The organism is Aquisalimonas sp. APHAB1-3 (assembly GCF_048323695.1).
Taxonomy (GTDB): Bacteria; Pseudomonadota; Gammaproteobacteria; order Nitrococcales; family Aquisalimonadaceae; genus Aquisalimonas.
This window is the reverse complement of sequence record NZ_JBLWFT010000011.1, coordinates 62,662-87,214: the sequence shown is the minus strand read 5'-3', so window position 1 is coordinate 87,214 and position 24,553 is coordinate 62,662. Positions and strand designations below refer to the sequence as shown.

Annotated in this window: 22 protein-coding genes; 12 read left to right on the top strand and 10 right to left on the bottom strand. The window is 65.1% G+C overall.

Annotated elements, in window-relative coordinates; genetic code table 11:
• The first annotated feature begins 87 nt into the window (after positions 1-87).
• A complete protein-coding gene (locus ACNSTU_RS14430; RefSeq protein WP_290633197.1) occupies positions 88-981 on the top strand; it encodes an MBL fold metallo-hydrolase in 894 nt (297 codons plus the stop codon).
• A gap of 90 nt (positions 982-1,071) precedes the next feature.
• Entirely contained in the window at positions 1,072-2,316 is a 1,245-nt protein-coding gene (locus ACNSTU_RS14425; RefSeq protein WP_418212529.1) for a thioredoxin, read from the top strand.
• Between the two features lie 7 nt (positions 2,317-2,323).
• Here the strand turns inward: ACNSTU_RS14425 and ACNSTU_RS14420 are convergent, their stop codons facing one another.
• Both ACNSTU_RS14420 and gabT read right to left on the bottom strand, forming a co-directional pair.
• Positions 2,324-3,004, bottom strand: a complete 681-nt coding sequence (locus tag ACNSTU_RS14420; protein WP_418212528.1) for a SagB/ThcOx family dehydrogenase — start codon at positions 3,002-3,004, stop codon at positions 2,324-2,326.
• Positions 3,005-3,021: 17 nt separating this feature from the next.
• Positions 3,022-4,311, bottom strand: a complete 1,290-nt coding sequence (gabT, locus tag ACNSTU_RS14415; RefSeq protein WP_418212527.1) for a 4-aminobutyrate--2-oxoglutarate transaminase — start codon at positions 4,309-4,311, stop codon at positions 3,022-3,024.
• Between the two features lie 265 nt (positions 4,312-4,576).
• On the opposite strand from gabT, the gene ACNSTU_RS14410 reads away from it, so the two are divergent.
• A complete protein-coding gene (locus tag ACNSTU_RS14410) occupies positions 4,577-5,248 on the top strand; it encodes a TVP38/TMEM64 family protein (protein WP_418212526.1) in 672 nt (223 codons plus the stop codon).
• Positions 5,249-5,311: 63 nt separating this feature from the next.
• On the opposite strand, the gene ACNSTU_RS14405 is transcribed toward ACNSTU_RS14410, so the two are convergent.
• On the bottom strand, positions 5,312-8,194 hold the full coding sequence (locus ACNSTU_RS14405; RefSeq protein WP_290638042.1) for an AMP-binding protein: 2,883 nt from the start codon (positions 8,192-8,194) through the stop codon (positions 5,312-5,314).
• Positions 8,195-8,332: 138 nt separating this feature from the next.
• Here ACNSTU_RS14405 and ACNSTU_RS14400 point away from each other — a divergent pair, with 138 nt between their 5' ends.
• A complete protein-coding gene (locus ACNSTU_RS14400) occupies positions 8,333-10,177 on the top strand; it encodes an AMP-dependent synthetase/ligase (RefSeq protein ID WP_418212525.1) in 1,845 nt (614 codons plus the stop codon).
• A 57-nt stretch (positions 10,178-10,234) separates the two neighbouring features.
• A complete protein-coding gene (locus tag ACNSTU_RS14395; RefSeq protein ID WP_418212524.1) occupies positions 10,235-11,002 on the top strand; it encodes a gamma-glutamyl-gamma-aminobutyrate hydrolase family protein in 768 nt (255 codons plus the stop codon).
• 19 nt (positions 11,003-11,021) lie between these two features.
• Here ACNSTU_RS14395 and ACNSTU_RS14390 read toward each other — a convergent pair whose 3' ends face one another.
• A complete protein-coding gene (locus ACNSTU_RS14390) occupies positions 11,022-12,050 on the bottom strand; it encodes a D-alanine--D-alanine ligase family protein (RefSeq protein WP_290637003.1) in 1,029 nt (342 codons plus the stop codon).
• Positions 12,051-12,265: 215 nt separating this feature from the next.
• Between ACNSTU_RS14390 and ACNSTU_RS14385 the strand changes: the two genes are divergently transcribed.
• Positions 12,266-13,576: an ATP-grasp domain-containing protein gene (locus ACNSTU_RS14385; protein WP_418212523.1), complete on the top strand. Its 1,311-nt coding sequence runs from the start codon at positions 12,266-12,268 to the stop codon at positions 13,574-13,576.
• On the top strand, positions 13,573-15,603 hold the full coding sequence (locus ACNSTU_RS14380; protein ID WP_290635313.1) for a CocE/NonD family hydrolase: 2,031 nt from the start codon (positions 13,573-13,575) through the stop codon (positions 15,601-15,603). The genes ACNSTU_RS14385 and ACNSTU_RS14380 overlap by 4 nt, the downstream gene beginning before the upstream one ends.
• A 56-nt stretch (positions 15,604-15,659) precedes the next feature.
• Here the strand turns inward: ACNSTU_RS14380 and ACNSTU_RS14375 are convergent, their stop codons facing one another.
• The 3 genes from ACNSTU_RS14375 to ACNSTU_RS14365 form a co-directional block, all read right to left on the bottom strand.
• Positions 15,660-16,034: a response regulator transcription factor gene (locus ACNSTU_RS14375; protein ID WP_290635315.1), complete on the bottom strand. Its 375-nt coding sequence runs from the start codon at positions 16,032-16,034 to the stop codon at positions 15,660-15,662.
• Positions 16,035-16,140: 106 nt separating this feature from the next.
• Positions 16,141-16,749: a response regulator transcription factor gene (locus tag ACNSTU_RS14370; protein ID WP_290637001.1), complete on the bottom strand. Its 609-nt coding sequence runs from the start codon at positions 16,747-16,749 to the stop codon at positions 16,141-16,143.
• On the bottom strand, positions 16,746-18,245 hold the full coding sequence (locus tag ACNSTU_RS14365; protein ID WP_418212522.1) for a PAS domain S-box protein: 1,500 nt from the start codon (positions 18,243-18,245) through the stop codon (positions 16,746-16,748). The genes ACNSTU_RS14370 and ACNSTU_RS14365 overlap by 4 nt, the downstream gene beginning before the upstream one ends.
• A 212-nt stretch (positions 18,246-18,457) precedes the next feature.
• On the opposite strand from ACNSTU_RS14365, the gene ACNSTU_RS14360 reads away from it, so the two are divergent.
• On the top strand, positions 18,458-18,889 hold the full coding sequence (locus tag ACNSTU_RS14360; RefSeq protein WP_290636781.1) for a phasin family protein: 432 nt from the start codon (positions 18,458-18,460) through the stop codon (positions 18,887-18,889).
• Positions 18,890-18,960: 71 nt separating this feature from the next.
• On the opposite strand, the gene phbB is transcribed toward ACNSTU_RS14360, so the two are convergent.
• From phbB to soxR, 3 genes are all read right to left on the bottom strand, one after another.
• Positions 18,961-19,683: an acetoacetyl-CoA reductase gene (gene phbB / locus ACNSTU_RS14355; RefSeq protein WP_290635469.1), complete on the bottom strand. Its 723-nt coding sequence runs from the start codon at positions 19,681-19,683 to the stop codon at positions 18,961-18,963.
• 8 nt (positions 19,684-19,691) lie between these two features.
• A complete protein-coding gene (locus ACNSTU_RS14350; protein WP_290635459.1) occupies positions 19,692-20,423 on the bottom strand; it encodes a Crp/Fnr family transcriptional regulator in 732 nt (243 codons plus the stop codon).
• A gap of 161 nt (positions 20,424-20,584) precedes the next feature.
• On the bottom strand, positions 20,585-21,055 hold the full coding sequence (gene soxR / locus ACNSTU_RS14345) for a redox-sensitive transcriptional activator SoxR (RefSeq protein ID WP_290635461.1): 471 nt from the start codon (positions 21,053-21,055) through the stop codon (positions 20,585-20,587).
• Between the two features lie 262 nt (positions 21,056-21,317).
• Here soxR and ACNSTU_RS14340 point away from each other — a divergent pair, with 262 nt between their 5' ends.
• From ACNSTU_RS14340 to icmH, 4 genes are read left to right on the top strand one after another with little or no spacing between them, the layout of a single operon-like run.
• Positions 21,318-21,899, top strand: coding sequence for a hypothetical protein (locus ACNSTU_RS14340; protein ID WP_290635463.1), 582 nt, complete (start codon positions 21,318-21,320; stop codon positions 21,897-21,899).
• The gene (gene tssJ / locus ACNSTU_RS14335; protein ID WP_290636780.1) at positions 21,896-22,453 is read left to right on the top strand and encodes a type VI secretion system lipoprotein TssJ; all 558 of its coding nucleotides are present in this window, start codon (positions 21,896-21,898) and stop codon (positions 22,451-22,453) included. Before ACNSTU_RS14340 ends, tssJ begins: the two co-directional genes overlap by 4 nt.
• The gene (gene tssK / locus ACNSTU_RS14330) at positions 22,453-23,805 is read left to right on the top strand and encodes a type VI secretion system baseplate subunit TssK (RefSeq protein WP_418212521.1); all 1,353 of its coding nucleotides are present in this window, start codon (positions 22,453-22,455) and stop codon (positions 23,803-23,805) included. Before tssJ ends, tssK begins: the two co-directional genes overlap by 1 nt.
• A 17-nt stretch (positions 23,806-23,822) precedes the next feature.
• On the top strand, positions 23,823-24,542 hold the full coding sequence (gene icmH, locus ACNSTU_RS14325; protein WP_290636892.1) for a type IVB secretion system protein IcmH/DotU: 720 nt from the start codon (positions 23,823-23,825) through the stop codon (positions 24,540-24,542).
• Positions 24,543-24,553: the final 11 nt, after the last annotated feature.

Here is a 24,553-nt window from a genome sequence, read left to right as displayed (position 1 = left end):
GCCGCTCCCATTGACGCGCGTCATGTCGTCGGTATCACGGCTGTGCCTAAGCTGTAGGTGACACGCCATCGTCGATGGAGACACGCCATGCGCCCGGACGTTACCCCCTTCTTCCACGACGACACCAGTACCTGGTCCTACGTCGTTGCCCCTCCGGGGGGCGACAGCGCGATCATCATCGACCCGGTACTCGACTTCGACTACAAGGCAGCCCGCACCTGGACCGAGACGGCGGATACGTTGCTCGCCTTCGTGCGTGAGCACGGCTACCGGGTGGAGTGGATTCTGGAGACACACGCCCATGCGGACCACATCTCTGCCGCCCCCTACCTGAAAAGGGAACTGGGCGCGAAGGTGGCGATCGGCGAGGGTATTCGCCAGGTGCAGGAACGCTTCGTCAAGGTGTTCAATCTGGCCGGTGAGCAGCAGCCCGAAGGAGACGATTTCGACCGGCTGCTCGCAGAAGGCGAGATCATCCATACCGCAGGTCTGGAGGTTAGGGTACTCCACACGCCCGGGCACACGTCGGACAGCAACAGCTTCCTGATCGGGGATGCCGTTTTCGTCGGCGACACGCTGTTTCCACCGGACGTGGGCACTGCACGGGCGGACTTCCCGGGTGGCGACGCCGGCCTGTTGTTCGATTCCATCCGGAAACTGCTGGCATTGCCGGACGACACCCGCATGTTCGTCTGCCACGACTATGTGCCCGAGGGGAGAGCGCCCCGTTGCCAAACCACCGTCGCCGAACAACGCGCAACCAACATTCACGTCGGCGGCGGCCGGTCGCGGGAGGAGTACGTGGTCATGCGCCGCGACCGTGACGCCGGCCTGCCCATGCCGCGACTGATCATCCCCTCGGTCCAGATCAACATGCGCGCCGGCAGACTGCCGCCCGCCGAGGACAATCAGACCCGTTACCTGAAGGTCCCCGTCAACCTGCTCGGCAGGCCCCCGGGGGAGCGCACCGGTCACGACTGAGCCGTGCACCAGCAGGCCTGGCCACGCGAGGAGATGTGCCCGCCCCGGTTACGGGAACGCGTTATTCCAGGCATAAGAATTCTGCTCCTTTTGCCCGGTCTGTTGCTGGCGTTTGCGGTGTCGGCCGACGAGACCCTCAATATGTACGTCTTCGCCAGTGTCGACTGCCCGCACTGCGAGGCTCAGAAACCGTTCCTGCAGAAGCTGGACGCGGATAACGCCCGGCTGCGTATCGAGACATTCGAAGTCCTGCGCACGGACCGGCATCATCAGCGGCTTCGGCACATGGCCGCCGGGCATGGGATTACACCGGGCTCGGTGCCAATGATCTTCGTGGGTGGCCGGGTCTGGGTCGGCGACAGCCCGGTCATCCGGGCCCAGATTATCGCCTGGGTCGACCATTGCCTGCACGTGGCGTCATGCCCGGAGTCGGCCACTCTGGAGCAGCGCCCGGCACCAGAGGTTGAGCCCGATCGCACATCCACGATTGATATTCCCCTGTATGGCCCGGTTGACCTTCATGTGCAGTCCCTGTTGTTCAGCACGGCGCTGATCGCTTTCGTCGATGGTTTCAACCCCTGTTCGCTCTGGGTGCTGACCATCCTGCTGGCCCTGGTGATTCATTCCGGTTCCCGGCTGCGCGTGCTTATCATCGGCGTGACCTTTCTTTCCGTGACCGCCGCCATCTATGGAGTATTCATCAGCGGTGTGTTCGGAATCCTCGGTTACATGCTCTACCTCGGCTGGATCTACTGGTTGGTTGCGGGCTTTGCGCTGGTGTTCGGCCTGGTCAATGTCAAGGACTACTTCTGGTACAAGCGCGGCCTGTCGTTCACCATTGATGACCGACACAAACCCGGCATGTTCAGGCAGATGCGTGGGCTGCTCGGTGAAGGGCGCTCGATTCCTGCATTGGTGTTGGCCACGATCGTGATGGCGGCAGGGATCGCATTGATCGAGCTCCCCTGTACCGCCGGTTTTCCGGTGATCTGGAGCGGCCTGGTCGCTGCCCACGACGTTGACTGGGGCTACTTTGCCCTCCTGCTGGGGCTGTATCTTCTGATCTACCTGGCAATCGAGCTGGTGATCCTTGCCGCTGCGCTGATCACCTTCCGCGTTGAGCGCTTCGAGGAACGGCAGGGACGTGTGTTGAAGCTGGTGGGCGGGCTGATCATGCTGGCGCTTGCTGCCGTTCTGCTGATCAGGCCCGAGTTGATGCAGGATGTTGGCGGCACCCTGGCTGTTTTCCTCGGCGCTCTTGCCGCGGCCGTGCTGCTGATCGTGTTGCACCGATGGGTCCTGCCCGCCATGGGTGTGCGCATCGGAGATGAGTAACCCGACGCTAGTCCATCTTGCCCAACGGCAGAATGTAGAGCGGCGCCTCGCCGTCTTCCAGACGCAGGACTCTGCTGACCTGTGCATCCCAGAAAGCGCCGATGACCACCGTGCCGACGCCGAGTGAGACGCCCTGGAGGTAGACGTTCTGGGCCACGTGTCCGGCCTCCATGTACACGTACCGTTCGGCCCGGCCGCGGTAACGGTCCTCGGTCCGTGCCGTGACGCCCGAGATGACCATGACAACGGGGGCGTCGACGACCTGGCGTTGTCGCAGTGCAGCCCACCGCAGGGCGCTGCGGTGGTCACCGGAAAAGCGCTTCCGCAAGGCATGCTCTTCGGGAAGGTAGCGGTAGACGCCGGTTTCGAGCTCATCCAGGCCATGGATCAGAAGGTCGATCTCGATGGGGAAGGTGGCGCCCGCCGAGGGGGCGGTTCGGTAACCCGGGCCTGGTCGTGTGATGCCCTGGGCCGCCCAGCTCAGCTGCCCGATGGTCTCCAGTTCCAGCGGTACGGACGCATATCTGCGCACCGAGCGACGCGCCTCCAGGGCTTCCTCGACGGATACCGCACCGGTGCGCTGCGGTTCGGGCAGGCGAATGACGTCACCGCTTTCTGCCTGGCCGGGGGCGCCCAGGGCAGCAGCGCATAGCATCACGACCACAGCGCTCGCCAGTCCTGGTCGCATGGCGGTGATCTCCTCGCTCAGACGCTGCCGCCCGTGAGGTCACGCAGCGCCGCCTCGATGATCGTCAGGCCCTCCTCGAGCACATCGTCCTCGATGGTGATCGGCATCAGCGTGCGGATGCTGTTCCCGTAAAGCCCGCAGGGCAGCAGAATGAGGCCCTGCTCCCGGGCCCTGTTGCAGATGGCGCCGGCGAGTTCCGCATCTGGAGTGTGCCGGGCCTTGTCGGACACCAGCTCGAAGGCGGCCATCGACCCCAGGTTGCGGGCGTTATCCACGCAGTCGAAGGCTTGTTCCCACTCGGAGAAGCGCTTCGCCAGCCTGACGCCCAGGGCCCGGCTGCGTTCGAGGATGTCTTCCTCCTCGATGACGTCCAGAACCGCCAGCGCGGCGGCGCACGACAGCGGGTTGCCGCTGTAGGTGCCGCCCAGAGAGTTCGGGCCAGAGGAATCCATGGCGTCTGCGCGCCCCACCACGGCGGACAGCGGCATGCCGTCCGCCAGGCTCTTGGCCATGGTCATGAGGTCCGGTTTCACGCCGCTGTGCTCGCAGGCGAACAGCCTGCCGGTGCGGCCGAAGCCGCACTGCACTTCGTCGAACACCAGCATGATGCCGTGCTCGTTGCAGAGTTCGCGCAAGGCCTGCAGGAACGTGGGTGGCGCGATGTAGAAACCACCTTCACCGAGCACCGGCTCGATGACAATGGCCGCGGTGTGATGGGGTGGCAGGTCCGTCTTGAACAGCATCGCCAGTGCGTCCAGCGCCTGCTCCTCGGTGACGCCGTGATAGGGGACGGGGAAGGGCGCGCGGAACACGTCCCCGGGCATGGGCCCGAAGTCGTTCTTGTAGGGCAGGACCTTGCCGGTCATGGCCAGGGTCATGAACGTGCGACCGTGAAAGCCGCCGTCGAAGCAGATGACGCCGCTGCGGCCTGTTGCCGAGCGGGCGATCTTCACCGCGTTCTCCAGTGCTTCGGCGCCGGAGTTTATCAGCATGACCTTGGCCTGATCGCTGTTGATGGGGGTCAGCCCGGCCAGTTTCTCCGCGAGTTGCACGTAGGGTGCATACGGCATGACGACCGCGCAGGTATGCATCAGCCGGTCGAGCTGCGTCTTCACTGCTTCCACCACGCGCGGGTGGCGATGGCCGAGGTTGAGCACCCCGATGCCACCGGCGAAATCGATGAAGCGGCGACCGTCCGCGTCCCAGATCTCGGCGTTCTCGGCGCGCTCGGCGAATTCCGTAGCCGGGCTGGCACAACCGTTGGCCACGTAGCGTTCCTTGAGCTGGTTGAGCTGTGCGTTGTTCATTGGGAATTGCTCCACGAGAGAGTGTTGGCCGGGGCAGGGATGAACTGGCTGCAGTGCTTTGTCAGGGCATGAGGCGCCGGTTCAGGATTACCCGTCGCGCATGATGAGGGTCCTTACGTAGGATAACGTTAGCCATTTCTGTTGGAGGGCACGTTGACCGTCGTCATCGATTTGCGCCTGCCAGGCGGTGATAGAGTGCTCGAAATTGCCGGGTCGGCGAAGCGCCATCCTGCCGATATCGGGAACGTTTCGTGCCGGTGGTGTGATGACAGTCGGTAAATGTACACGCTTGCTGGTGGGGTTGTTGGTCACGGTGGTGGCGCTCGCCCTGCTATGGTGGTTCCTGTCACCGGGCGAGGGCTGGCAGCCCGAGCGGATTCAGGCCGTAGGTGAACGCTTCAGGGACGCGGCGTGGTTTCCGTGGCTAATCCTCTTGGTCACCATTGCCGCGCAACAGCTCGCTGTCCCGCACCTGCTGCTGGTGGCTCTCAGCGTGTTGCTGCTGGGTGCCTGGCAAGGCTTTGTCATCGTGTACGCGGCGACGCTCCTGGGGGCTGTACTCGGTTATTTCGTCGGCTGGTTGTTTGGCGAGGACCTGTTGCAGCGACGTGCCGGCCCACGAGTCGAACGTCTCAACCGTGCCCTGGCCCGGCGGGGGGTGTTCAGCGTGATGGTAGTCAACCTGTTCCCGCTGCTTCCTCATGTGGTGATTAACGTGGCCGTGGGAACGACCCGGCTGCGGTTCCGCCAGTTCCTGCTCGGGACGGCTGTGGGCCTGCTCCCGGCAACGCTGGCCATTGTGGTAATCACGCAGATCCTGCTGCATTTCGCGCGGATGCCAACGACCGCTGAGGCCCTCTGGGCGTTGTTGTTCACGGTTGTGCTGCTGGGCGGGGCGTGGATTCTGGGCAGGTCCCTGTGGCGCCGCCTGGAGTAGGAGGCGACGGGTGGGAACCGAGTGCCTCGCCCCGCCGGTGGGTATGGGGCTGAGGCAACCGTCCTATTCCGGGTGCGTTCTGCCGTAGTGCTGCGGCACACCGGTGCCCGGCCCGGCGGCGTCCGGTTCGTCGGCATGCTCGAGGATGCGCTCCCGGGCCACGGCGCGCAGCTGGACCGCCGTGCCGAACCTGTCGTCGCTGACTTCGCTGTTGTTCACCGGCTGACAGACGGTGATGTGAATGCGGCCCCGACGTGGCAACCGGTGCCGGTCTCGCAGCACCGTGCGCGTGCCGCTAATGGCAACGGGGACCACCGGAACGCGTGCGTTCGCAGCCACCACGAACGCCCCGAGATGAAACGGCAACAGTCCCGGACGATCGGTGAAAGTGCCTTCCGGAAACAGGAACAGTGACTTGCCCCCGGCTGCCGCGCGCATCAGGTGCTGCGCTTCCTCCACGCCCTTTGCGGCATCAGCCCGGGCTACGCACTCGGTGCCGAGCCGGCGCAGGAATACTCCCGTCAGCCACCAGTCCAGTAGTTCGCGCTTGGCGACGAAGGCAAAATCACGCGGCAGCGTCGCCAGGAGGACCACGCCATCCACAAGGCTGGCATGGTTGGCGACGTAGACGGCCGCGCCCGATTCGGGAAGGTTTGCCAGGCCTGCCACCCGGACGGGGGTTGCCGAGAGCTTGACCAGAATGCGTGCAGCCAGGCGCGTGATGGCCAGGGCGACCGCGGGTCTGGGCGTGGCGGCCACCAGAAGCCAGACCGGCGGCCCGATGCAGCAGAGCACTGCCCACATGTAGATCCCGTAGCTCCAGGTGCCCGCACTGGTGCGGACACGGCGCGCTTGTGCCAGCAGCGACCGCCCGCCCACCCGGACATAGGTCCACCAGGCCCGGCGCGGGCCCTTGCCGACCTCCCCGGACTCGTATAACGCCCGCGTAGCGCCGCGGCGGATCTTGCCGCTGGAGGTCTTGAGCACCGTATGTGGCGGCACCAGCAGAACCTCGTCAGCGGGTTCGCCGAGCATGTCCAGCGCGGCGGTCTGTATGGCGTCCTGGAGTGCCGCCCGTGACCGTGCGGCCGTGACCCCCGTTTCAGCCATGACCACCAGGCGTTCCGTGCCGGTGTGCCGGTCGGCGCTGCCGAACACCGCTACACACCCCTTGCGCACGCCCTTCACTGCACCTACGGCCTCCTCCAGCTCGTGGGGGTAGAGGTTGCGACCGCCACGGATGATGATGTCCTTGACGCGGCCGGTGATGTAGTACTCGCCGTCTGCGGCGTAGGCGCGGTCACCGGAATCCAGCCAGTCACCGTCGAACAGGCTCCGTGTCTGCTCCGGGTTGTGGAAGTAGCCGCTGGTGGCCGATGGGCCACGGAACTCCAGGCGGCCCTCATGGCGTTCATCCAGCGTCCTCCCGCTGGCGTCGACAATCCGTACTTCATGTGCGGGCAGTGGTCGGCCGCAGGCAACGAACCGCAACGGGTTGGGGTCGTCGGGTTCGGCAGGCACGGCCTCTCCCTCGGTGGTGAACCGCTCCCGCTGGATGTGATCCACCACGGGCGGGCGGCCCAGCGGCGGCACCAGCAGCCCGACCGTGGCCTCAGCAAGACCGTAGACCGGCAACAGGGCGTCGTCCCGGAGCCCGTAGCGGGAGAATCGCTGTGTGAACCGTGTCAGGGTGTCCGGGCTGACCGGCTCCGCACCGTTAGCCATCATCCGCAGGCTGCTCAGGTCCAGCCCCTGGATCGCATCGTCGTCCACGCGCTTGATGCACAGCTCATAAGCGAAGTTGGGAGCCGCCGTCAGCGTGCCCTGATAGCGGTGAATGGCCCAGAGCCAGTTGGCCGGGCGTGCCAGGAATTCCAGCGGCGACATCACCACCAGGGGATTGCCGAAGTACAGACTGGCAAGCCAGGCACTGATCAGGCCCATGTCGTGATACAGCGGCAGCCAGCTCACGAACACGTCCCGCGGGGTGATTTCGACTGCCTCCCCGATCGCCCGGATGTTGGCCAGCAGGTTGTCGTGGGTCAGCACCACTCCCTTCGGGCTGCCGGTGCTGCCCGACGTGTACTGGATGAAGGCAATATCTTCGGGGGACACCGGGATCGGGGTGTACCCCGGTTTGCCACTGACCAGGGCATCGGCGGTCAGCACGCGACGCACGGTTGGGCAGGATGATTCCAGCAGCCGTGCCACGGTCATGGCCTCGCCCACGGTGACCAGGACGACTGCCTCGGCGTTCGCAAGGATGCCGGCATGGCGTCTGACATGGTCCTCGACCTGGGCAAGGCGCGCCGGGGGATAGATCGGTACCGGCACACCGCCCGCCAGAAGGACGCCGAAGTACGTGTAGAAATACTCCGGACACGTGGGCAGCATGATGGCAACCGACTGCTGCCACTCCAGGCCTTCTGCCTGCAGCCGACCGGCCACCGAGGCGGCGCGCACGCGCAGCTCGGCATAACTGATGGGGGTTTCCTGGCCCTCTGACAGGTACAGGAGCTGTGTCATGTCCGGGTGTGTGCGCACGTGCCAGTCCAGCACGTCGAGCAGGGTGCGGGCGGCGTCCGGTCGACCGTGATCGTCGCCCGCCATCACGGAGGTTGTCTCCGCAGGGATTGTTGTGGCTGCGCCGTGGCTGGCGCCATCCGTGTGCGCATCGCGCACGGCATGAGCTAGATCGCGGGGGGTTCGGGCTGTACTCAGCGTTCGGGTGGGCAGCGTGATCCTGAATCGGGACTCGATGCGCAGGATCGCCTCGGCGCGCGCCAGGCTGTCGAGCCCGAGATCCGTCTCCAGAGTGCTATCCAGATCCACGCGCACGGCGGAGACTGGTTCCCGCCGAAGTTCGGCGACCAGTTCCCGGAGCACATCCAGCAGTGCGGATTCGAGGGCCTCCGGCTGCTCCGGTGGGCCACTACGCTCGAGCATTCCAGGGTTCCCGCATGTGTGTCGACTCGGCCTGTTCCTGCAGCTTACTCCGGTAATCGCTCGCGGGATTGACGAGCGTCAAGCCCAGCGCCTCCCCATTGCTGGAGACTGGGGCAAATGTCCGCTCAGGAGTGGCCAATGACCATCCACAAGGGCTTCAGTCAGAGTCTGATCGCATGCACGGAGGCGGGTTCGTTGCCGGGCCTCTTCCTGGAGCGGTGCCGACGCACGCCGGACGGCGAGGCCTACCGGCAGTACAACGCCTCGGCGGAGCGCTGGGAGAGCTATAGCTGGCGGGAGACGGGGGCGTTGGCGGCACGGTGGCAGGCGTCGCTCCTGCATGAGGGTATCCAGGCCGGGGAGCGTGTCGCCATTCTGCTGAAAAACAGCGTCGAGTGGGTCTGCATGGATCAGGCCGCGCAATCTCTCGGTCTGGTGGTGGTGCCGCTTTACACGACGGACAATCCGCACAATATTGCCTACATCCTGGGGGATTGCGGCGCCCGCCTGCTGCTGGTGGGCGATGCCGCCGACTGGCAGGCACTGGCACCGCTGCGGGACCGTTTTCCCGATCTGGCGAAAGTGCTCTGCGTGAATACGCCAGCCACCGCCGAGCTCCCGCTGATCCCGTTGGACGAATGGCTCGTGCCGCAGCCCGGAGAGGTCGATCTCCCTGATATTGATCCCCATGGTCTGGCGACCATCGTCTACACGTCCGGCACCACGGGCAGACCCAAGGGCGTCATGCTCTCTCACCACAACATCCTGTCTAACGTCGAAGCGGTGCTGAAACTGGTTCCCGGTTACGTGGAGGATGTCTACCTGTCGTTCTTGCCGTTGTCCCACGCCTTCGAGCGCACGGTGGGCTACTACCTTCCGATCATGGCGGGGAGCACGGTGGCGTTCGCCCGTTCCGTGCCGGATCTGCCCGACGACCTGGTGACGGTGCAGCCCACGGTGCTGGTGTCTGTGCCGCGTGTCTACGAGCGGGTCTACGATCGGTTGCAGGGTCAGCTCAGCCGCAAGGGCGCCCTCGCCAAGGCCCTTTTTGAGCGGGCACAGACGGTCGGTTGGGCCCGCTTCCAGGCGGACCAGGGGCGCGCTCAGCCGCCGGGGGTGATGGGGCGGCTCGCGTGGCCGGTGCTGGAGCGGCTGGTTGCCCACAAGATCCTGGCGCGCCTGGGTGGGCGCCTGCGCCTTGCCATCTCCGGCGGCGCCCCGCTGGCGCCCAAGCTCTCACGCTGCTTCATCGGGCTTGGTCTGCCCCTGCTGCAGGGCTATGGCCTCACGGAGACATCGCCTATCGTCACCGCCAACACGTTGCCGGATAACCTGCCCGAGTCTGTGGGTATGCCTTTGCCGGGGGTGGAGGTGCGGCTGGGGGCGAACAACGAGCTGCTGGTGCGCGGGCCCAACATCATGCTGGGTTACTGGAACGATCCGGAGAAGACGCGGCAGACCATCGATGCCGAGGGCTGGCTGCACACCGGTGATATCGCGCGCATTGATGATGCGGGGCATGTCCACATCGCCGGACGGCTCAAGGAGATCATCGTCATGTCCACCGGCGAGAAGGTCCCGCCGGGCGACCTTGAGCTGGCGCTGACCGACGATCCGCTGTTCGACCAGGCGCTGGTGACCGGAGAGGGGCGATCCCATCTCGTGGCGCTTATCGTGCTCAATCCGGACACGTGGCCTACGGTGGCCCGGTCCCTCGGTCTGGAGCCGAAAGCGCCGGAGTCGCTTGAGGCGCCAGCGTTGCTGGAACTGGTCAAGGGCAAGATCACCGCCGCGCTACAGGATTTTCCGGCTTATGCGCGGATTCCGGCAGTTCATCTGACGCTTGAGCCGTGGACAATCGACAACGGCATGATCACGCCCACCATGAAGCTGAAGCGCCCGGTGATCGAGGAGCGGCTGTCGGCGCAGATCAGTCGTCTGTACGAAAAGGACGGTCCGGTCAGAGCCAGTGCCAGGGCGTGATACCGCTGAAACACGCGTATACTCAAAGCGGTAGACCTGTCCGGACGAGGAGTTGTCATGCGGCCGGTGGTGGGTATTTCAGCGTGTTCCGAGACGATTGCCGGCGTTGCCAGTCACTGCGTCGGGGACAAGTATGCGCGCGCCGTTGCGGTCGCGGCCGAATGCATTCCCGTCCTCATCCCCGCTCTCGGCGAAGACCTGGATATCCGTTGCCTGCTGGAGCGCCTGGACGGGCTGCTGGCCACCGGCAGTGATACCGGTGTGGAGCCGGATCTGTACGGGGGGGACCGCTCGAGGCAGGCGCCCAACGACCTGGATCCAGATCGCGATGCGACGACCCTGCCGCTGCTGCGTCTTGCCGTGGAGACAGGCGTTCCGCTCCTCGCGATCTGTCGCGGTCACCAGGAACTGAACGTCGCTCTCGGCGGTACGCTGCATCAGTTCATCCACGAACAGCCGGGCCGGCGGGACCATCGCGAGGACGCCTCGGTGCCCAAGGACGAGCGTTACGAGCCCGTGCATACCGTCCATCTGGCACCGGACGGCCTGTTTGCAGATCTGTTCGGCTGTGGGCATCTGGAAGTCAATTCGCTTCACTGGCAGGCGGTCGATCGCCTTTCGCCACGGCTGACTGTGGAAGCCTGGGCGGACGACGGCGTGATCGAGGCGACGCGTGTGACGGATGCCCCGGCGTTTGCCGTCAGTGCGCAATGGCACCCGGAGTGGCAGGCGGATCAGAATCCATATTCCCTTGCGCTGTTCAGGGCATTCGGGGCGGCGTGCCGCCGGCGGGCGGCTACCCGGGCGGCATCTGTCGGCGCGTGACACCAGCCTTCCGGCACGGTCAGTTCCCTGAAGCCTGGTCAGGTGGGGCATGCAAACGGACGGTTGCTGCCTGGATGATCGACTGCAGGAACTCCGGATAGCTCTGGCCCAGGTAGCCGGCCATGGTCGCCAGCATGCCGCCCGCCCCCCACATCGGATGTGCGTTCAGATCGATCAGGCGAGGCTCACCCCGAACGTCGGTGCGGAAATCCATGCGTGCATAGTCACGGCAGCCCAGGCGCTCGAACAGCAGTCCGGCATGGCTGGTCATCTGCCTGGTGGCTGCTTCGGAGCGTGCTTGTACGAAGCGTACCTTCTGCCAGTCGGGCGAGGCCGGATTCACCTTGGAGTTGTAGGTCAGCACGGGGGGCATCCCGGGGGCCAGGGCCGAGAAGTCGATCTCCAGCGGTGGCAGGACCGTGTAGCCGGTGTGGGGGTTGCCGATCACGCCGACACTGTACTCGGGGCCTGGCAGGTACTCCTGGATCAGAATGTCCTGGCCGGGCATGAGTGCGTTCAGGGTCTGCAGGTATCGCCGTGCCTCGCCCGGGTCACTTACCACGGCACCGGTGTCTATACCGGTACTGCCATCGCCGCCATTGGGTTTGATGAACGCCGGGTAGCACGCCCTGTCGCAGGCCGCCGTGTTGCCGGTCTGCGCCAGTACCTGCCGAGGCACCGGCACACCGAGGTCGGCGGCCAGCGTGTAGACCAGGAACTTGTGGTGGCAAAGAACGATGGTCTCCGGTCCCGCTCCGGCGTAGGGCAGATCCAGGATGTCCAGCATGGCGGCGACGTGATGCTGGCGTGCGGGGTCGTTGCGGTAGCCGGTGTTGCAGAAGTTGAGCACCAGCGATGGCCGCTCGCCTTCCAGGGTCCGCCAGAGTTGGGCATGGTTGTCCAGGAACTGGAAACGGTAGGCGTCCAGCGTACCCAGGGCCTGCCGCAGGTGCTCGACGGCGTCGTAGTCCTGTTGTTCGAAGCGATTGCTCAGGTTGTAGCGGTAGGGCAGGCGTGGATCGCCGAGCAGCACGCTGATGTAATTCAATGGACTGGTCTCCATGGCAATGCGCCTGCAGCCCGGTCTCGCGGAGTGAAGTCGCGGCGCTGGAACGGCTGTTCAGTACTATATTTATAGTCGAGCGGCGTCTTTCTGGCCCGGTTCCTCAGAGATCTTCGGGCGTGGTGCCGGCAGTGGAGGTGGCGCCCCTCACCTTTGGCTGCGTTCGTGGCGGGGTGCTTGCTACCGGGAGGTCGTGCGGTGTGCGCAATGTATTCGTCGCCGGGCTGGAGCCATTCGGCCATCGCCTGCTGAGAACAATCTCCAGCGCCGAGGACTGCCGATTCCTGGAGTTGTTCGACTACGGGACCATCGTGCGGCCGCCGGAGGCATCGTATCCACCGCTGATGCAACTGGTGGACGAAGGAGCTCGGCGCATAGCCGGGTTTGAAGGCCAGGAGAACGGCATCCTCGGCTACTGGGATTTTCCCACCAGCGTTCTCGTGCCGTTGCTCGCGACCCGTCTGGGGCTGCCCGGCCCAACGCTGGAAGCGGTGGCCCGCTGCGAGCACAAGTACTGGTCACGGTTGGAGCAGCAGAAGGTCCTGCCGGACTGGGTGCCCCGCTTCCAGGCGGTTGATCCGTTCGCCGCCGACGCAGTGGGGGCCATGACTCTGGATTACCCATTCTGGATCAAGCCGGTGAAGGCGCACTCGTCATTCCTCGGTTTCTATATCGACACCCCGGAGACGCTGGAGGCCAGGCTGGCGGTGATCCGTGAGCGTATCGGGTTCATGGGGGAGCCGTTCAACGAATTTCTGGCTCAGATCGATATGCCGGCAGAGCTGCGATCGATAGACGGCTACCACTGTATTGCCGAGGAACTGATCTCCGGTGGCCATCAGTGCACGCTTGAGGGGTATTCGTGGCGGGGCAGCCCCGAGGTTTACGGGGTTGTCGACTCGCTTCGCACCGGCCGTTACGACTCCTGTTTCTCCCGGTATCAGTACCCATCGGTGCTGCCGGAAGCGGTGCAGTCGCGTTTGCGAACCGCCGCCTGCGAGCTGATCCGTCACCTGGGCTACGACGGTGGCGCGTTCAACATCGAATTCTACTGGAATCCGGATGACGACAGCGTCAGTGTGCTGGAGGTCAACGCGCGTATCTCCAGATCGCATTCTGCGTTGTTCCTGATGGTGGATGGCGAGGTGAACCAGGCTGTCCCGCTTGATCTCGCCTTCGGCCGCTGCCCGACTTTTCCTCACCGAGGGGGCGGGCACAATGTTGCGGCCAAGTTCATGGTCCGCCAGTTCAGTGACGGTGTGCTGGAGCGCGTTCCCACGGATGCGGATATCCGCAGATTCGAGGAGGCTTTTCCGGAGGCCTGGGTGCGCGTGCTCACGCCCGCGGGCACGCGGCTCGGAGATCTGCGACTGCAGGACAGCTACAGCTACGAGATCGCAGAGATATTTCTCGGCGCCGAGAACGAGGAGGCGCTGCTGCAGAAATACAGTGACGCCTTGTTGTTGCTGGATTTTCAGGTTCGCCCGTTGGCTCCGGAGACTGCCCCATGAAGACCGTGCACGTGTTGCCCTGCGAACTCATCGATGAACCCAATGTCTGGATCCCGATGCCCGACGGAATCCGCCTTGCCGCCCGGATCTGGCGGCCCCGGGATGAGCAGCCGGTGCCCGCGATTCTGGAGTACATCCCCTACCGCAAGCGCTTCGGCACCACGGCCCGGGATGCAGTGACCCACCCGTACCTGGCCGGTCACGGGTATGCCTGCGTCCGGGTTGATCTGAGGGGCAGCGGTGAGTCCGAGGGTGTTTTGGAGGACGAGTACCTGCAGCAGGAGCTTGATGACGGCTGCGCGGTGCTGCGGTGGCTGGCGCAGCAGCCCTGGTGCACCGGCGATGTGGGAATGATGGGCATCTCCTGGGGCGGTTTCAACGGGCTTCAGATCGCCGCCCTGCAACCGCCGGAACTCAGAGCGGTGGTCGCGGTGTGCGCGTCGGATGACCGGTTCGCCGACGACGTGCATCACATGGGTGGCTGTCTGCTGGGAGACAATATCTCCTGGGCGTCCGTGATGTTCGCCTACAACTCATTGCCGCCGGACCCCGAACTGGTGGGCGAACGCTGGCGTGACATGTGGTTCGAGCGGCTGCAGGGCAGCGGACTTTGGATCGAGAAGTGGCTGCGGCACCAGCGGCGTGACGAGTACTGGCAGCACGCATCAGTGCGCGAGGATTACGGCCGGATCCGCTGTCCGGTGTACGCCGTGAGTGGCTGGGCAGATGGTTACTCCAACGCTGTCTTCCGTCTGATGCGCAATCTTCCGGGACCCCGCAAGGGGCTGATCGGCCCCTGGAGCCACAAGTATCCGCACCTGGGCGTCCCCGGTCCGGCCATTGGCTTCCTGCAGGAACTCCTCCGCTGGTGGGATTACTGGTTGAAAGGCCGGGACACGGGGATCATGGACGAGCCGATGCTGCGAGTCTGGATGCAGGAGAGCGTGCCGCCGACGACCTACTATCGCCAGCGCCCGGGTCGCTGGGTCGCGGAGCCGGAATGGCCCAGCGATCACGTCCAGGAGTGCGTGTACACGCTGGGGCCGTCTCAACTGCTGCTCCCCGGTGACGATGGCGAAGAAGCCTTCGAGCGCACGGTGGAATCACCGCTCTCCCTCGGGCTCTTCGCGGGCAAATGGTGCTCGTATGCGGCAGGCCCTGATCTGGCGCACGACCAGAGGGAGGAAGACGGCGGTGCGATGGTGTTCGAAAGTGGTGTGCTGGATGAGGGGTTCGAACTCATGGGCGAGCCCTGTGTGGAACTCGAACTCGCCGCCAACCGCCCCGTCGCCATGGTGGCCGCAAGGCTGTCGGACGTGGCGCCGGACGACAAGGCGACTCGGGTGACCTATGGTCTGCTCAATCTGACCCACCGTGAGAGCAGCGAGAGTCCCGAGCCCCTGGAGCCCGGCCGGCGTTATCGGGTGCAGGTCAAGCTCAACGGCATCGCGCAGGCCTTCCCCGCGGGGCACAGGCTACGGCTGTCACTGTCCACCTCGTACTGGCCCCTGGCGTGGCCACCGCCCGGTCCGGTACGTCTGCGTGTCTTCGGCGAAGGAAGCAGGGTGGTTCTGCCGATCCGTCCGCCGCGCGCTTCCGACGCCGATCTGCGTGACTTCGAGGCACCCGAGGGGACTCCGGCGCCCAGCGCCTCCCGTCTCGATGCCGCCCATCACAACTGGCTGGTGCATCGCGATCTGGCGACCGACCAGTCCACGCTGGAAGTGATCAATGATGCCGGCAGCCAGCGCCTGGAAGCCATCGATCTGGTCACCGGATCGCGGACAGTGGAGACATACTCCAGCCAGGGCGATGATTTTCAGTCTGCGCGGGCCGAGGTTGTTGCAGAGCGGCGGCTTCAACGCGGTGAGTGGGAGATCCGCACCACTATGAGGACCGTGGTGACGTCGACCGAGGACGCTTTCGTCGTGCACGCCAACCTGGATGCCTATGAGCGATTTCCCCACGGCAGCATCCGGGTATTCTCCAGGGACTGGGACGAGACCATTCCGCGCGACCTAGTATGACATCGGCTGCCCGGGCACCTCCAGACTGTTCCAGGGCGCTATCGGCGGTTGGGCGGCTAGGTCGACGCCATTGCGGCACCAATGGCCTGGATGAGATCGTCCGCCTCGAACGGCTTGCCGAGTACGGTCAGTGCGCCACCGGCCTGTTTGCGGCGGATAACGGGCTGGTCGGGGCGCGCGGTGACGATGACCGTGGGCAAGGCATGCCCAAGCTCCAGGAGGTGGTCCTGAAGCTCAACGCCGCTCATTCCGTCCAACTCCACATCGACGAGAAGACACGTGGCTGACGCCTCGGCCGGGATGCCCGCTTCCAGGAACGCCGAGGCGGAGTCGAATGATCGTGCGCTCCAGCCATGGGCCTTGATGAGTGCCCCCAGGGCGCTGCGTACCGCTTCATCGTTGTCGATGATATAGACGACCGGGTGCGCCATGTTGTCTGCCCATGCCACACAGGGATTGGTGACTCTCGTAACAAAATGAACACAGAGGATCGTGGTCGTCCGTGACCGCCGTCATGGTTTCGTGATTCCGATGCGGTCAGTCGAGCAGGTGCGCAAGCCGGATCAGTTCGGGCGCCGAGCGCAGCCCCAGCTTCCTCATGGCACGGCCGCGGTGCACCTCCACCGTGCGTTCGCTGATGCCGAGGTCGGCCGCAATGACCTTGTTGGCCTTACCCGCGGCCGCAAGCCTGGCAACTTGAAGCTCCCGGCCACTGAGCTGGTCCAGGCCCTGACGGAACGCGGCCTCCTGCCGGCTCGTGGCGATGCGCCGCTCGTGGTGCGCGACAGCGTCGCGCACCAGATCGATCAACTCCCCGGCTTCGAAGTCCGGCTTCTGCAGAAAATCCATGGCGCCTTCCTTGACGGCTCGCACGGCCGTCCGGAGGTCACCGTCGCCACTCAGGAAGATGACCGGGATCAGGCAGCGTTCCGCCTGCATCATGGCCTGAACCTCCGTGCCGCTAATGCCCGGCATTCTGAGATCCAGCAGTACGCAGGCGGGCCCGTCGGCTTTGGCGGCCTTCAGGAATTCCTCGCCGCTGCCAAAGGCCACCGGACGGAAACCGGCGGAGCGGATGAGGCACGACAAGCTGTCCCGGATAGCGGCGTCATCATCGACGATGAAGACTGTTCCGGCGCTGTTCATCGGTGCCGGACTCCCGGGAGGATCGGCAGACTGACCCGGAATGCAGCGCCGCCTGACGGGCGGTTCTCCGCCGTCAGTTGGCCTCCGTGGTTCTCCACGATGGAGCGGCACAGCGGCAGACCGAGGCCCATGCCGCGGTCCTTTGTGGTGAAGTAGGGGGTGAAGAGGTCGCCCATGTGTTCGTCCGGGATTCCCGGTCCCGTGTCCTGAATGCTGATTTCACAGTACCCGTTGCGGCCACTGAGGCAGGTGGCGACGGCCAGCACCCGCGGGCCGTCAACGCTTTCCATGGCATCCAGGGCGTTGTCCATCAGGTTGTAGATCACCTGCTCGATCTGGGTGCGGTTGACCTGTACCCGGCACTCGGCCGCGTTGTAGCTGCGGTGTGCTTCGGCCCCCAGGCTCTGCATCCTGTGTGTCAGCAGCAGGAGAACACCCTCCACGAGCACCGACGGGTGGTGATCGGACAGGTCCTGGGGGTCGTCGCGTCGCAGGAAGCGGCGGAGCTGATCGATGATCTGGCTGGCACGGCGAGCCTGTTGCGTGATCTGCGCCAGATGTCCCTCGATTTCCTCCGGCACCCGTTTGCCCCCGTCGATCTGGATCAGTGCGGCCTGTGCCGTGGTGTGCACGGCCGTCAGGGGCTGTCGGATCTCGTGGGCCAGGGTGCTGGCCAGTTCGTCCATGGCATGGATGCGGGTGGCATGAGCAAGGTGCGACAGGTGCAGGCGACTCTCCCGTTCGGCGCGGTTCCGCGCGGTAATGTCGTGGGTGAAACCGATGAAGTACTGTTGCCCGCCAGCGATGCCCTCGGCAACACTGAGTTCCAGCTCGATGGGCGTGCCGTCCCGGTGATGTGCGGTGAGTTCCCGTCTCATACCGATGATGCGTCGCACGCCGGTTTCAAGGTAACGCCGGATGTAGTGGTCATGCTGGCTGCGGTGCGGCTCGGGCATGAGCATGCCGATATTGCGGCCCTGCATTTCCTCGGCCCGATACCCGAAGAGTCGTTCCGCCGCGGGGTTGACGGAGCAGATGGTCCCGTTGGAATCGATGGCAATAATGCCGTCGATGGCATTCTCGATGGTAACGCGGGCAATGTGGCCGTCACCGAATAGCCAATCGACCGGCGTGGACTGCCCGACCCCTTCCGGAAAGCGACCCACAATCAGCCTGCGGCGACGACCATCCGTGTCGGGGCCCAGCCACCGGTGCCGCCAGTTCACAAGCTGCGTTCGGCCGGCGTGACACAGGATCGGTGCGGACTGTTCTTCGTCGCTGGTCATCCGCAACACGGCCTCCAGCGGTTGACCGATCATGTCGTCGGTGCTGAAGCCGGTGAGGCGCTCGCATCCCCGGTTGAATACCTCCATCAGGCCATCCTCGCTCACAACGATGACCAACAGATGCGGCTCATCCAGCAGCGCCCGCAGAAGCTTGGTGTCCCGCTCCTCCGTCATGGAATTCAGCCAGGCGTTATTGTTCTCGGTCGACACGTCCCCGCCTCTGAGGCCGGGCGCGGCCCCTGACCCCGAAACGACTGTGCCCGTATTTCTCTCTTTAAGGGTAGTGCCTGGCGCGTGAACTATCCATATGGGATCGCGCCGTCTGAAACGGGCCGATCCACGTTGGTCCTGACGCGCGTCAATGCGTTGCCGCGCCGGCACGACCAGAATGGAGCACCGCCAATTGAGAGAAGGAGGAGACCGTGACAGATCAGACCCTTACGCAGATCCAGAAGCAGCTCGATGCCATGATCGCCTCGCCAGCCCGCATCTGCAGTGGCCTAATGCTCGATCACTTCGAGCAACTCTGGACACTCCAGTGCGAGGCCGCCAGGGCGTACACCACAGCCAGCCTGGAGTGCACGCGAGCCGCCCTGGATATCAGCAATCCCACCGATATTCAGGCCTATGTGGACAATCAGCGGCGTCTCGCAAGCAAGTTGAGCGAGCTCGCGAAGAACGACGCCGATACAGTGGCATCACTGAATCAGACATTCGTTCTGAAGGCCCAGGAGGTGGCTGGAGAGAGTGCCAGGAGCATGTCCAGGGCTGCCGAAGACGGGGTGAGACAGCTCATCAGCGCTGCCGAACAGAACGCCAGGAGCGCATCCGGCGTGGCCGGTCAGGCCGGATGAGCCGGGGAGGTCGTTGTCCGGAGTCGGCGCGCGGGCCGGCTTTCGGTTTTTCCTCGTCGTCAGGTGACGGGTCAGGCCATGTACTGTCCGCCGTTGACGGCAAGTGTCGCCCCCGTGATGAATGCAGCATCATCGCTCACCAGGTAAAGTGCGGCCTGGGCGATCTCCTCCGCGTGACCCAGTCGCCCCACGGGAATTTGCGCGACGATGCGCTCGAGCACATCACCGGGCACGGCTGACACCATGTCCGTGGCAATGTATCCGGGCGCGATCGCGTTGACGGTTATCCCCTTGCGCGCGTTCTCCTGCGCGACCGATCGCGTGAACCCCAGCAACCCGGCCTTGGCCGCGGCGTAATTGGCCTGGCCCACCTGGCCTTTCTGCCCGTTTATGGATGCGATCTGAACAATGCGCCCGAAGGCTCTGTCGCGCATCCCCTCGATCGTGACCCGCACCATGTTGAAGGCTGACGTCAGATTGGTCTGGATGACAGCGCTCCATTGCTCGGGGGTCATGCGATGCAGGGTTGCATCCCTGGTGATGCCCGCGTTGTTGACCAGGATCTCTACTGGGCCCAGCGCATCGGTCACCTGCTGTATGCCCACCATGCAGGCTTCGAAATCGCCCACGTCCCACTTGAACGTGGCGATGCCCGTCTCCTGTCGGAATGCCGCAGCGGCCTCATCGTTGCCCTGATATGTGACCCCGACACGGTAACCTGCCGCGGCAAGGCTTCTCGCGATCGCTGCGCCAATACCCCTTGTCCCGCCCGTCACCAGCGCCGTTCGTGCCATGGTCATGATCACTCCCCTGATGCGTGGCGTTCCACGGTTGCCGCCGTCGTGAACGTGCTCTCGGACGCGACTCGTCTCAGAGCGTCAAGGTCGAGGACGACGATATGATGACTGTCCACATCCAGGATTCGCCGTTTCTGGAGGCGTGCGAAGACCCGCGACAGGGTCTCCGTGGCAAGCCCCAGGTAATGGGCGAGATCGCGCCGGCCGAACGGGAGCAGGAACTCGTGGCGCTTGCATCCGCGCAGCGCCTGCTTGTCACCGTACTGGAGAAGGAATCGCGCGAGCCTGGCCTCGGTGGGGCCTCGGTTCATCTCCAGGATCCGGGTGGCCTGCCGCAGCTCCTGGTAGACGCAGGTGAGCAGGGCGTCCGTCCCTGGTTGAGTGCCGCTTTCCGTGATGCTGGCGGCGTGTTCGCTGAGCGTCGACACCCGGACTGTGCTCAGGGCGATGACCGACATCAATGCCGGTCGTCGGGCGAGCGCCTCGAGACCAATCAGATCACCTTCGGAATACAGCCGCAGCACACACTCATTTCCGTCCGGATCGATGCTGAAGCCTTTCAATGCACCGGATGTCACGATCTGCGGGGTCCTGAGGATGTCGTCGGCGTGGTACAGGTACTCGCCCTTGGACAGGAGGCGTCCGGGATGGTGGTATGGCGTCCGGGTGGCGGCTTGTGCCGGGAAGTGCCGCGATTCAAGCGAGAGTCCGTCAAGTGGTATCCGGTGTGCGCGCATCAGCCTCTCCTTCGGGAGACAGGATCACAACTGCCGCATCCTCAGAAAGGACGGCTGGGAAAAGTATAGATGTGGCGGATGTGTGTGGAGTAAGGGGATCCCCTTAGTCGTAATGGCTGCGGCCCGTAATGCCGTGTGGCTGGTGACCGCTCCCGCGTTCTTCAGTCGGTCTGGTCGAACAGCCGCGCGCCAGGGCCCGCGTTGGCGGCGATGTCCTCCGGGTTGCGCAGCGGGCAGCTCTCCAGTGAGAGGCAGCCGCAGCCGATGCAGCCGTCCAGGTGATCCCGCAGCTTGACCAGCTTGTCGATGCGTTCATCGAGATTCGCCCGCCATTGATCCGAGAGCCTCTGCCAGTCGGCGGCCGTGGGTGAACGGCCGTCGGGCAGGGCGGCCAATGCGTCTGCGATCTCCGATAACGGGATGCCGATCCGCTGTGCGGCCTTGATGACGGCCACGCGCCGAAGCACGCTCCGCGGGAAGCGCCGCTGGCCGCCGCTGTTTCGCCAGCTCGAAATCAGTCCCTTGGTCTCGTAGAAGTGCAGTGCGGAGACGGCGACACCGCTGCGCCTGGCGACCTGGCCAACGCTGAGTACGTCCCTGTTGTGTCCGCGAGAGGATGGTTCGGCCGGCATGGACTGCTCTCCGTTCAGTGGCTGTCGAGACGGTGATCGAACCATGGGTCTGGCCTGAAGTAAAGTTGAGGTATCCAGCGGATTGTTGTGGCGACGCCGGACAACGACACGCAGGGTTGCAAAGGGTTCGGGAAAGCAGGCAGTATTCACTCGGCTTGATCGGGAACAGGTGGGTGTCCCGAAGCGCTGGAAGCGCGCGGAGCCCCGCTGCAGGACGCGGCGGACAAGGGATGGTGTAGCCAAGCAAGGGAGCTGCCTGACCATGGAGCAGGGTCGCATGGATGCCGGGGCGAGCGAGTCGCCCGTGGGCGACGTCGAGCGTGAGCTCGCGATCGGCCTCGCACAACTCGTGCACAGTAAGAAGCAGTTCGCTGAGGAATTCGGTCTGCCGCTGCGGCAGGTGTTTGCCGAATGTCCTGAGCTTCTCGACGCCAATTCCCCGCAAGAGACCTTTCACGAATGGCTCGCCGCGTCCCCGGACGGGGCCGAACGCCTGCGCGCGTTTCTGCAACTGCTCGCACGGGACCACGCCGCCATGGTCATGGCGCTGGATGACGCCAGCGACGCGGCCGTGCAAGGGCGCCTGCCCGCTGCGGCCAGACGGTGGCCTGCCGGCCGGCGTCTGAGAGGCCGTTGGCGCGGTCTTGTGGCCTGGTTCCGCCGTCCGGCCAAGGCGCGGCAGCTACTCGAAATCGCCGTGCCAGTGTACGTCTGGTCCTACCTGCGACACCGTCCCACGGCGGCGACACTTGCATCGGTAACGCAGGCCCCCCGGCAGTCCGGTCCGGTTGGCCCGTCCGCACCGCAAACAGACATGGCGCAGGCAGGGGATGCGCAGCAATGATGACCTCCTCCTTTCCCGGTCGCATGCCCTTGGTGGTCGCCACGGTGGTGCTGCTGGTCGCGCTGGCGGGCTGCTCCCCGCGGGTGGACCTCTCCATGGCGGCAACCCCGGAGATCAATCCGGCGCCCTCCGGTGATCCGCTGTCGGTGGTTGTACGGCTGTACCAGCTCGATGATGACACCCCTTTCCTTGAAGCGGACTTCGACGATCTGCTCGCCGGCGACGAAGACGCCCTCGGTGACGCCATGCTGGCGCGCGAGGAATACGTGGTTCGCCCCGATGAGCAGAAGAACGTCACCGTGGACATGGAAGAAGACGCGACCCACGCCGCCGTGGCCGTGCTCTATCGCCGGCCGGACAGCGATCGTTGGCGGGTCATTGAGGCGCTGCCCGGGGATTTTTTCGGCCTCCGCGGTTCCTCCGGGCTGCGGCTCGGCCTCTCGGGCAATGCGCTGCTGGAAGGGGATGACGCGGACGCCGTACACATGCGCTTTGTGGAAGATCGCCCGACCCCACAAAGGAACCAGCCGCGCGGACGCGGGGGGTGGCGGTGATGGAGCGCAGAGCGGATAGGCCCCTGTGGGCCGAGGGCGTACTACTCGGGCAGCAGCACTTCCAGGCGTGGGACCGGTACAACGAGGCGGCCCAGGTGTTGCGCGCCTCGGCCGTCTCCCCGCACCTGTGGGGCCTGCTGACGCTGGTTATCGATTCCGAGGCGCTGGCACTGGGAACGTGTCGACTGACGTACTGTGAAGCCGTCCTCCCGGACGGCCGCCTGATCGTGCTGGACGAGCGCGTCGACGGTGCGGTCGAAGCGGACCTGACGGGACTCCCCGCGCGTGGCGGCGATATCCATCTGGCAATGCCCGCCAACGACCAGGCCCAGGACCTGCCCGGGTATGCGTCAGCGGGTACGGGTGCAGGGTGGCGGCCGCGGTTCGTGGACATGGCGGATGCCCACGACGGCGAACGCAGCCGCGAGGTCATGCTTGGCAGCCCCAATGCCAGTCTGCGCGCGGGCGAGCCACCGGAGTCGGGGGCGGTCAGCGTGAAGATTGCCGAAGTGGAGCGCCTGGACGACAGGGCCTTTCGACTGTCGGCGCGGTTCGTGCCCACGGTCTGCCGTATTGGTGCGGCGCCGGCGCTCATGGATCTCGTCGAGCGGAATCTCGAGCGCGTCTCGGCCCGCGTGTCCGTGGTGCGCCGTCAGCAGGCGTCGGCCGGGCGTGTGCAGGAGTTCGGGCCCAGTGAGGTGGCCAGTCTTCTGCTTCTGCAGACCCTGGAGCCGGCCGCGGCGGCGCTGCGGTCGCTACGGGCGAACCCCGGGAGCCACCCTTCGCAGGCGTACGACGTACTGTCCCGCCTGGTCGCGGGGCTGCGCATCTTCTCCGATATGGATGATGATAACGCCGTGCCCGAGCCGCCCGTGTACGACCATGGTGACCTGCACGCCGTGATGCAGGCGCTGGATCGTGCAGTGGACGACCTCATCGGCACGGCGCTGCCGCAGCACCTGGCGTCGATCCAGCTGGTGCGGGAGTCCGAGTCCATTCTTCAGGTCGAAGGCGTGGAGTCCCGCCTGCTTGACGAGCAGACGCTGTTCCTGGCGGTGCGCTTTGACGCCGCCACCTCCATGACCTGGATCGACGATCTGCCACGTCAGGTCAAGGTCGGGGCGCGGGCGGAGTTGGAGCGCATCGTTGCGTCCGCATTGCCGGGCGTGCAACTGATCCACGTTCAGCGCCCCCCCAACCGGCTGCCGGTGAAGACCGGGTACGAGTATTTCCGCCTGGATAAATCCGGCGAGTTCTGGGGGCGGGCCAGGGAGGCCGGTTCCCTCGCACTTTACATGCCCGCAGCGTTTCGTGATGCGCGGGTCGAGATGGTGTCGGTGCACGAAGGCTAGACCACGGAGAGGTGACCATGAACCAGCAGGATCGGGACGCGGTGAATCCGCTGCTCGACGCGGCCAGCGACGTGTTCGCCATGGTGGCGCCGCTGCGCACGCGGCCGGATCGGGCCGGCCCGTTTGATGCCTTTCGTGCGTCCGTGGTGGAGGCACTCCATGGCCTTGACCGCTGCGGGCTCGAAAACAGGCTTGCGCTCGCGGATGTCGAGTCTGCGCGTTTCGCGGTGGTGGCATATGTCGATGAGGCGGTGATCGCCTCGGAGTGGGACGGGCGCGCCGAATGGATGGCTCACCCCCTGCAGCTGGAACTGTTCGGCGAGCAGACGGCCGGGCAGAAGTTCTTCGACCGGTTGGGCGAACTACGGCGCGAGCCCGAGCGCAACATTGCTCTCATCGAGGTCTACTGCGCGTGTCTGCACCTTGGTTTCGAGGGCGCCTACGCGTTTCAGGAGCCGGAACGGCTGATGGTGCTGCAGATGGATCTGCACGCACAGATCGAAGACGTCCGTGGGCAACCGGATCCCCGCCTGTCCCCGGAACGGCTCACGTTCACCCAGAAAGTGGGGCGGGCGGGCGCACGGGTGCCGTACTGGGCCATCGCCGTGGCGACCGTGGCGGCAGTCGGGCTGAGCCATCTCTACTACCTGGGTGCCACGGCCAGTGAAGTGGAGGCGGCGGCACAGGACATCCGCGAAACGCACATTGAACTCTTCGGGCGCGGGGAGGACGGCTGAGCGCCGGTGAA

Excerpts from the sequence above, each read along its gene's own strand:
- phbB (WP_290635469.1), bottom strand. The coding sequence starts at position 19,683 with ATGGCACGAACGGCGCTGGTGACGGGCGGGACAAGGGGTATTGGCGCA.
- tssJ (WP_290636780.1), top strand. The coding sequence starts at position 21,896 with ATGATGACCTCCTCCTTTCCCGGTCGCATGCCCTTGGTGGTCGCCACG.
- ACNSTU_RS14400 (WP_418212525.1), top strand. The coding sequence starts at position 8,333 with ATGACCATCCACAAGGGCTTCAGTCAGAGTCTGATCGCATGCACGGAG.
- ACNSTU_RS14340 (WP_290635463.1), top strand. The coding sequence starts at position 21,318 with ATGGAGCAGGGTCGCATGGATGCCGGGGCGAGCGAGTCGCCCGTGGGC.
- ACNSTU_RS14395 (WP_418212524.1), top strand. The coding sequence starts at position 10,235 with ATGCGGCCGGTGGTGGGTATTTCAGCGTGTTCCGAGACGATTGCCGGC.
- soxR (WP_290635461.1), bottom strand. The coding sequence starts at position 21,055 with ATGCCGGCCGAACCATCCTCTCGCGGACACAACAGGGACGTACTCAGC.
- ACNSTU_RS14350 (WP_290635459.1), bottom strand. The coding sequence starts at position 20,423 with ATGCGCGCACACCGGATACCACTTGACGGACTCTCGCTTGAATCGCGG.
- gabT (WP_418212527.1), bottom strand. The coding sequence starts at position 4,311 with ATGAACAACGCACAGCTCAACCAGCTCAAGGAACGCTACGTGGCCAAC.
- tssK (WP_418212521.1), top strand. The coding sequence starts at position 22,453 with ATGGAGCGCAGAGCGGATAGGCCCCTGTGGGCCGAGGGCGTACTACTC.
- icmH (WP_290636892.1), top strand. The coding sequence starts at position 23,823 with ATGAACCAGCAGGATCGGGACGCGGTGAATCCGCTGCTCGACGCGGCC.
- ACNSTU_RS14370 (WP_290637001.1), bottom strand. The coding sequence starts at position 16,749 with ATGAACAGCGCCGGAACAGTCTTCATCGTCGATGATGACGCCGCTATC.
- ACNSTU_RS14380 (WP_290635313.1), top strand. The coding sequence starts at position 13,573 with ATGAAGACCGTGCACGTGTTGCCCTGCGAACTCATCGATGAACCCAAT.
- ACNSTU_RS14405 (WP_290638042.1), bottom strand. The coding sequence starts at position 8,194 with ATGCTCGAGCGTAGTGGCCCACCGGAGCAGCCGGAGGCCCTCGAATCC.
- ACNSTU_RS14375 (WP_290635315.1), bottom strand. The coding sequence starts at position 16,034 with ATGGCGCACCCGGTCGTCTATATCATCGACAACGATGAAGCGGTACGC.
- ACNSTU_RS14420 (WP_418212528.1), bottom strand. The coding sequence starts at position 3,004 with ATGCGACCAGGACTGGCGAGCGCTGTGGTCGTGATGCTATGCGCTGCT.
- ACNSTU_RS14410 (WP_418212526.1), top strand. The coding sequence starts at position 4,577 with ATGACAGTCGGTAAATGTACACGCTTGCTGGTGGGGTTGTTGGTCACG.
- ACNSTU_RS14430 (WP_290633197.1), top strand. The coding sequence starts at position 88 with ATGCGCCCGGACGTTACCCCCTTCTTCCACGACGACACCAGTACCTGG.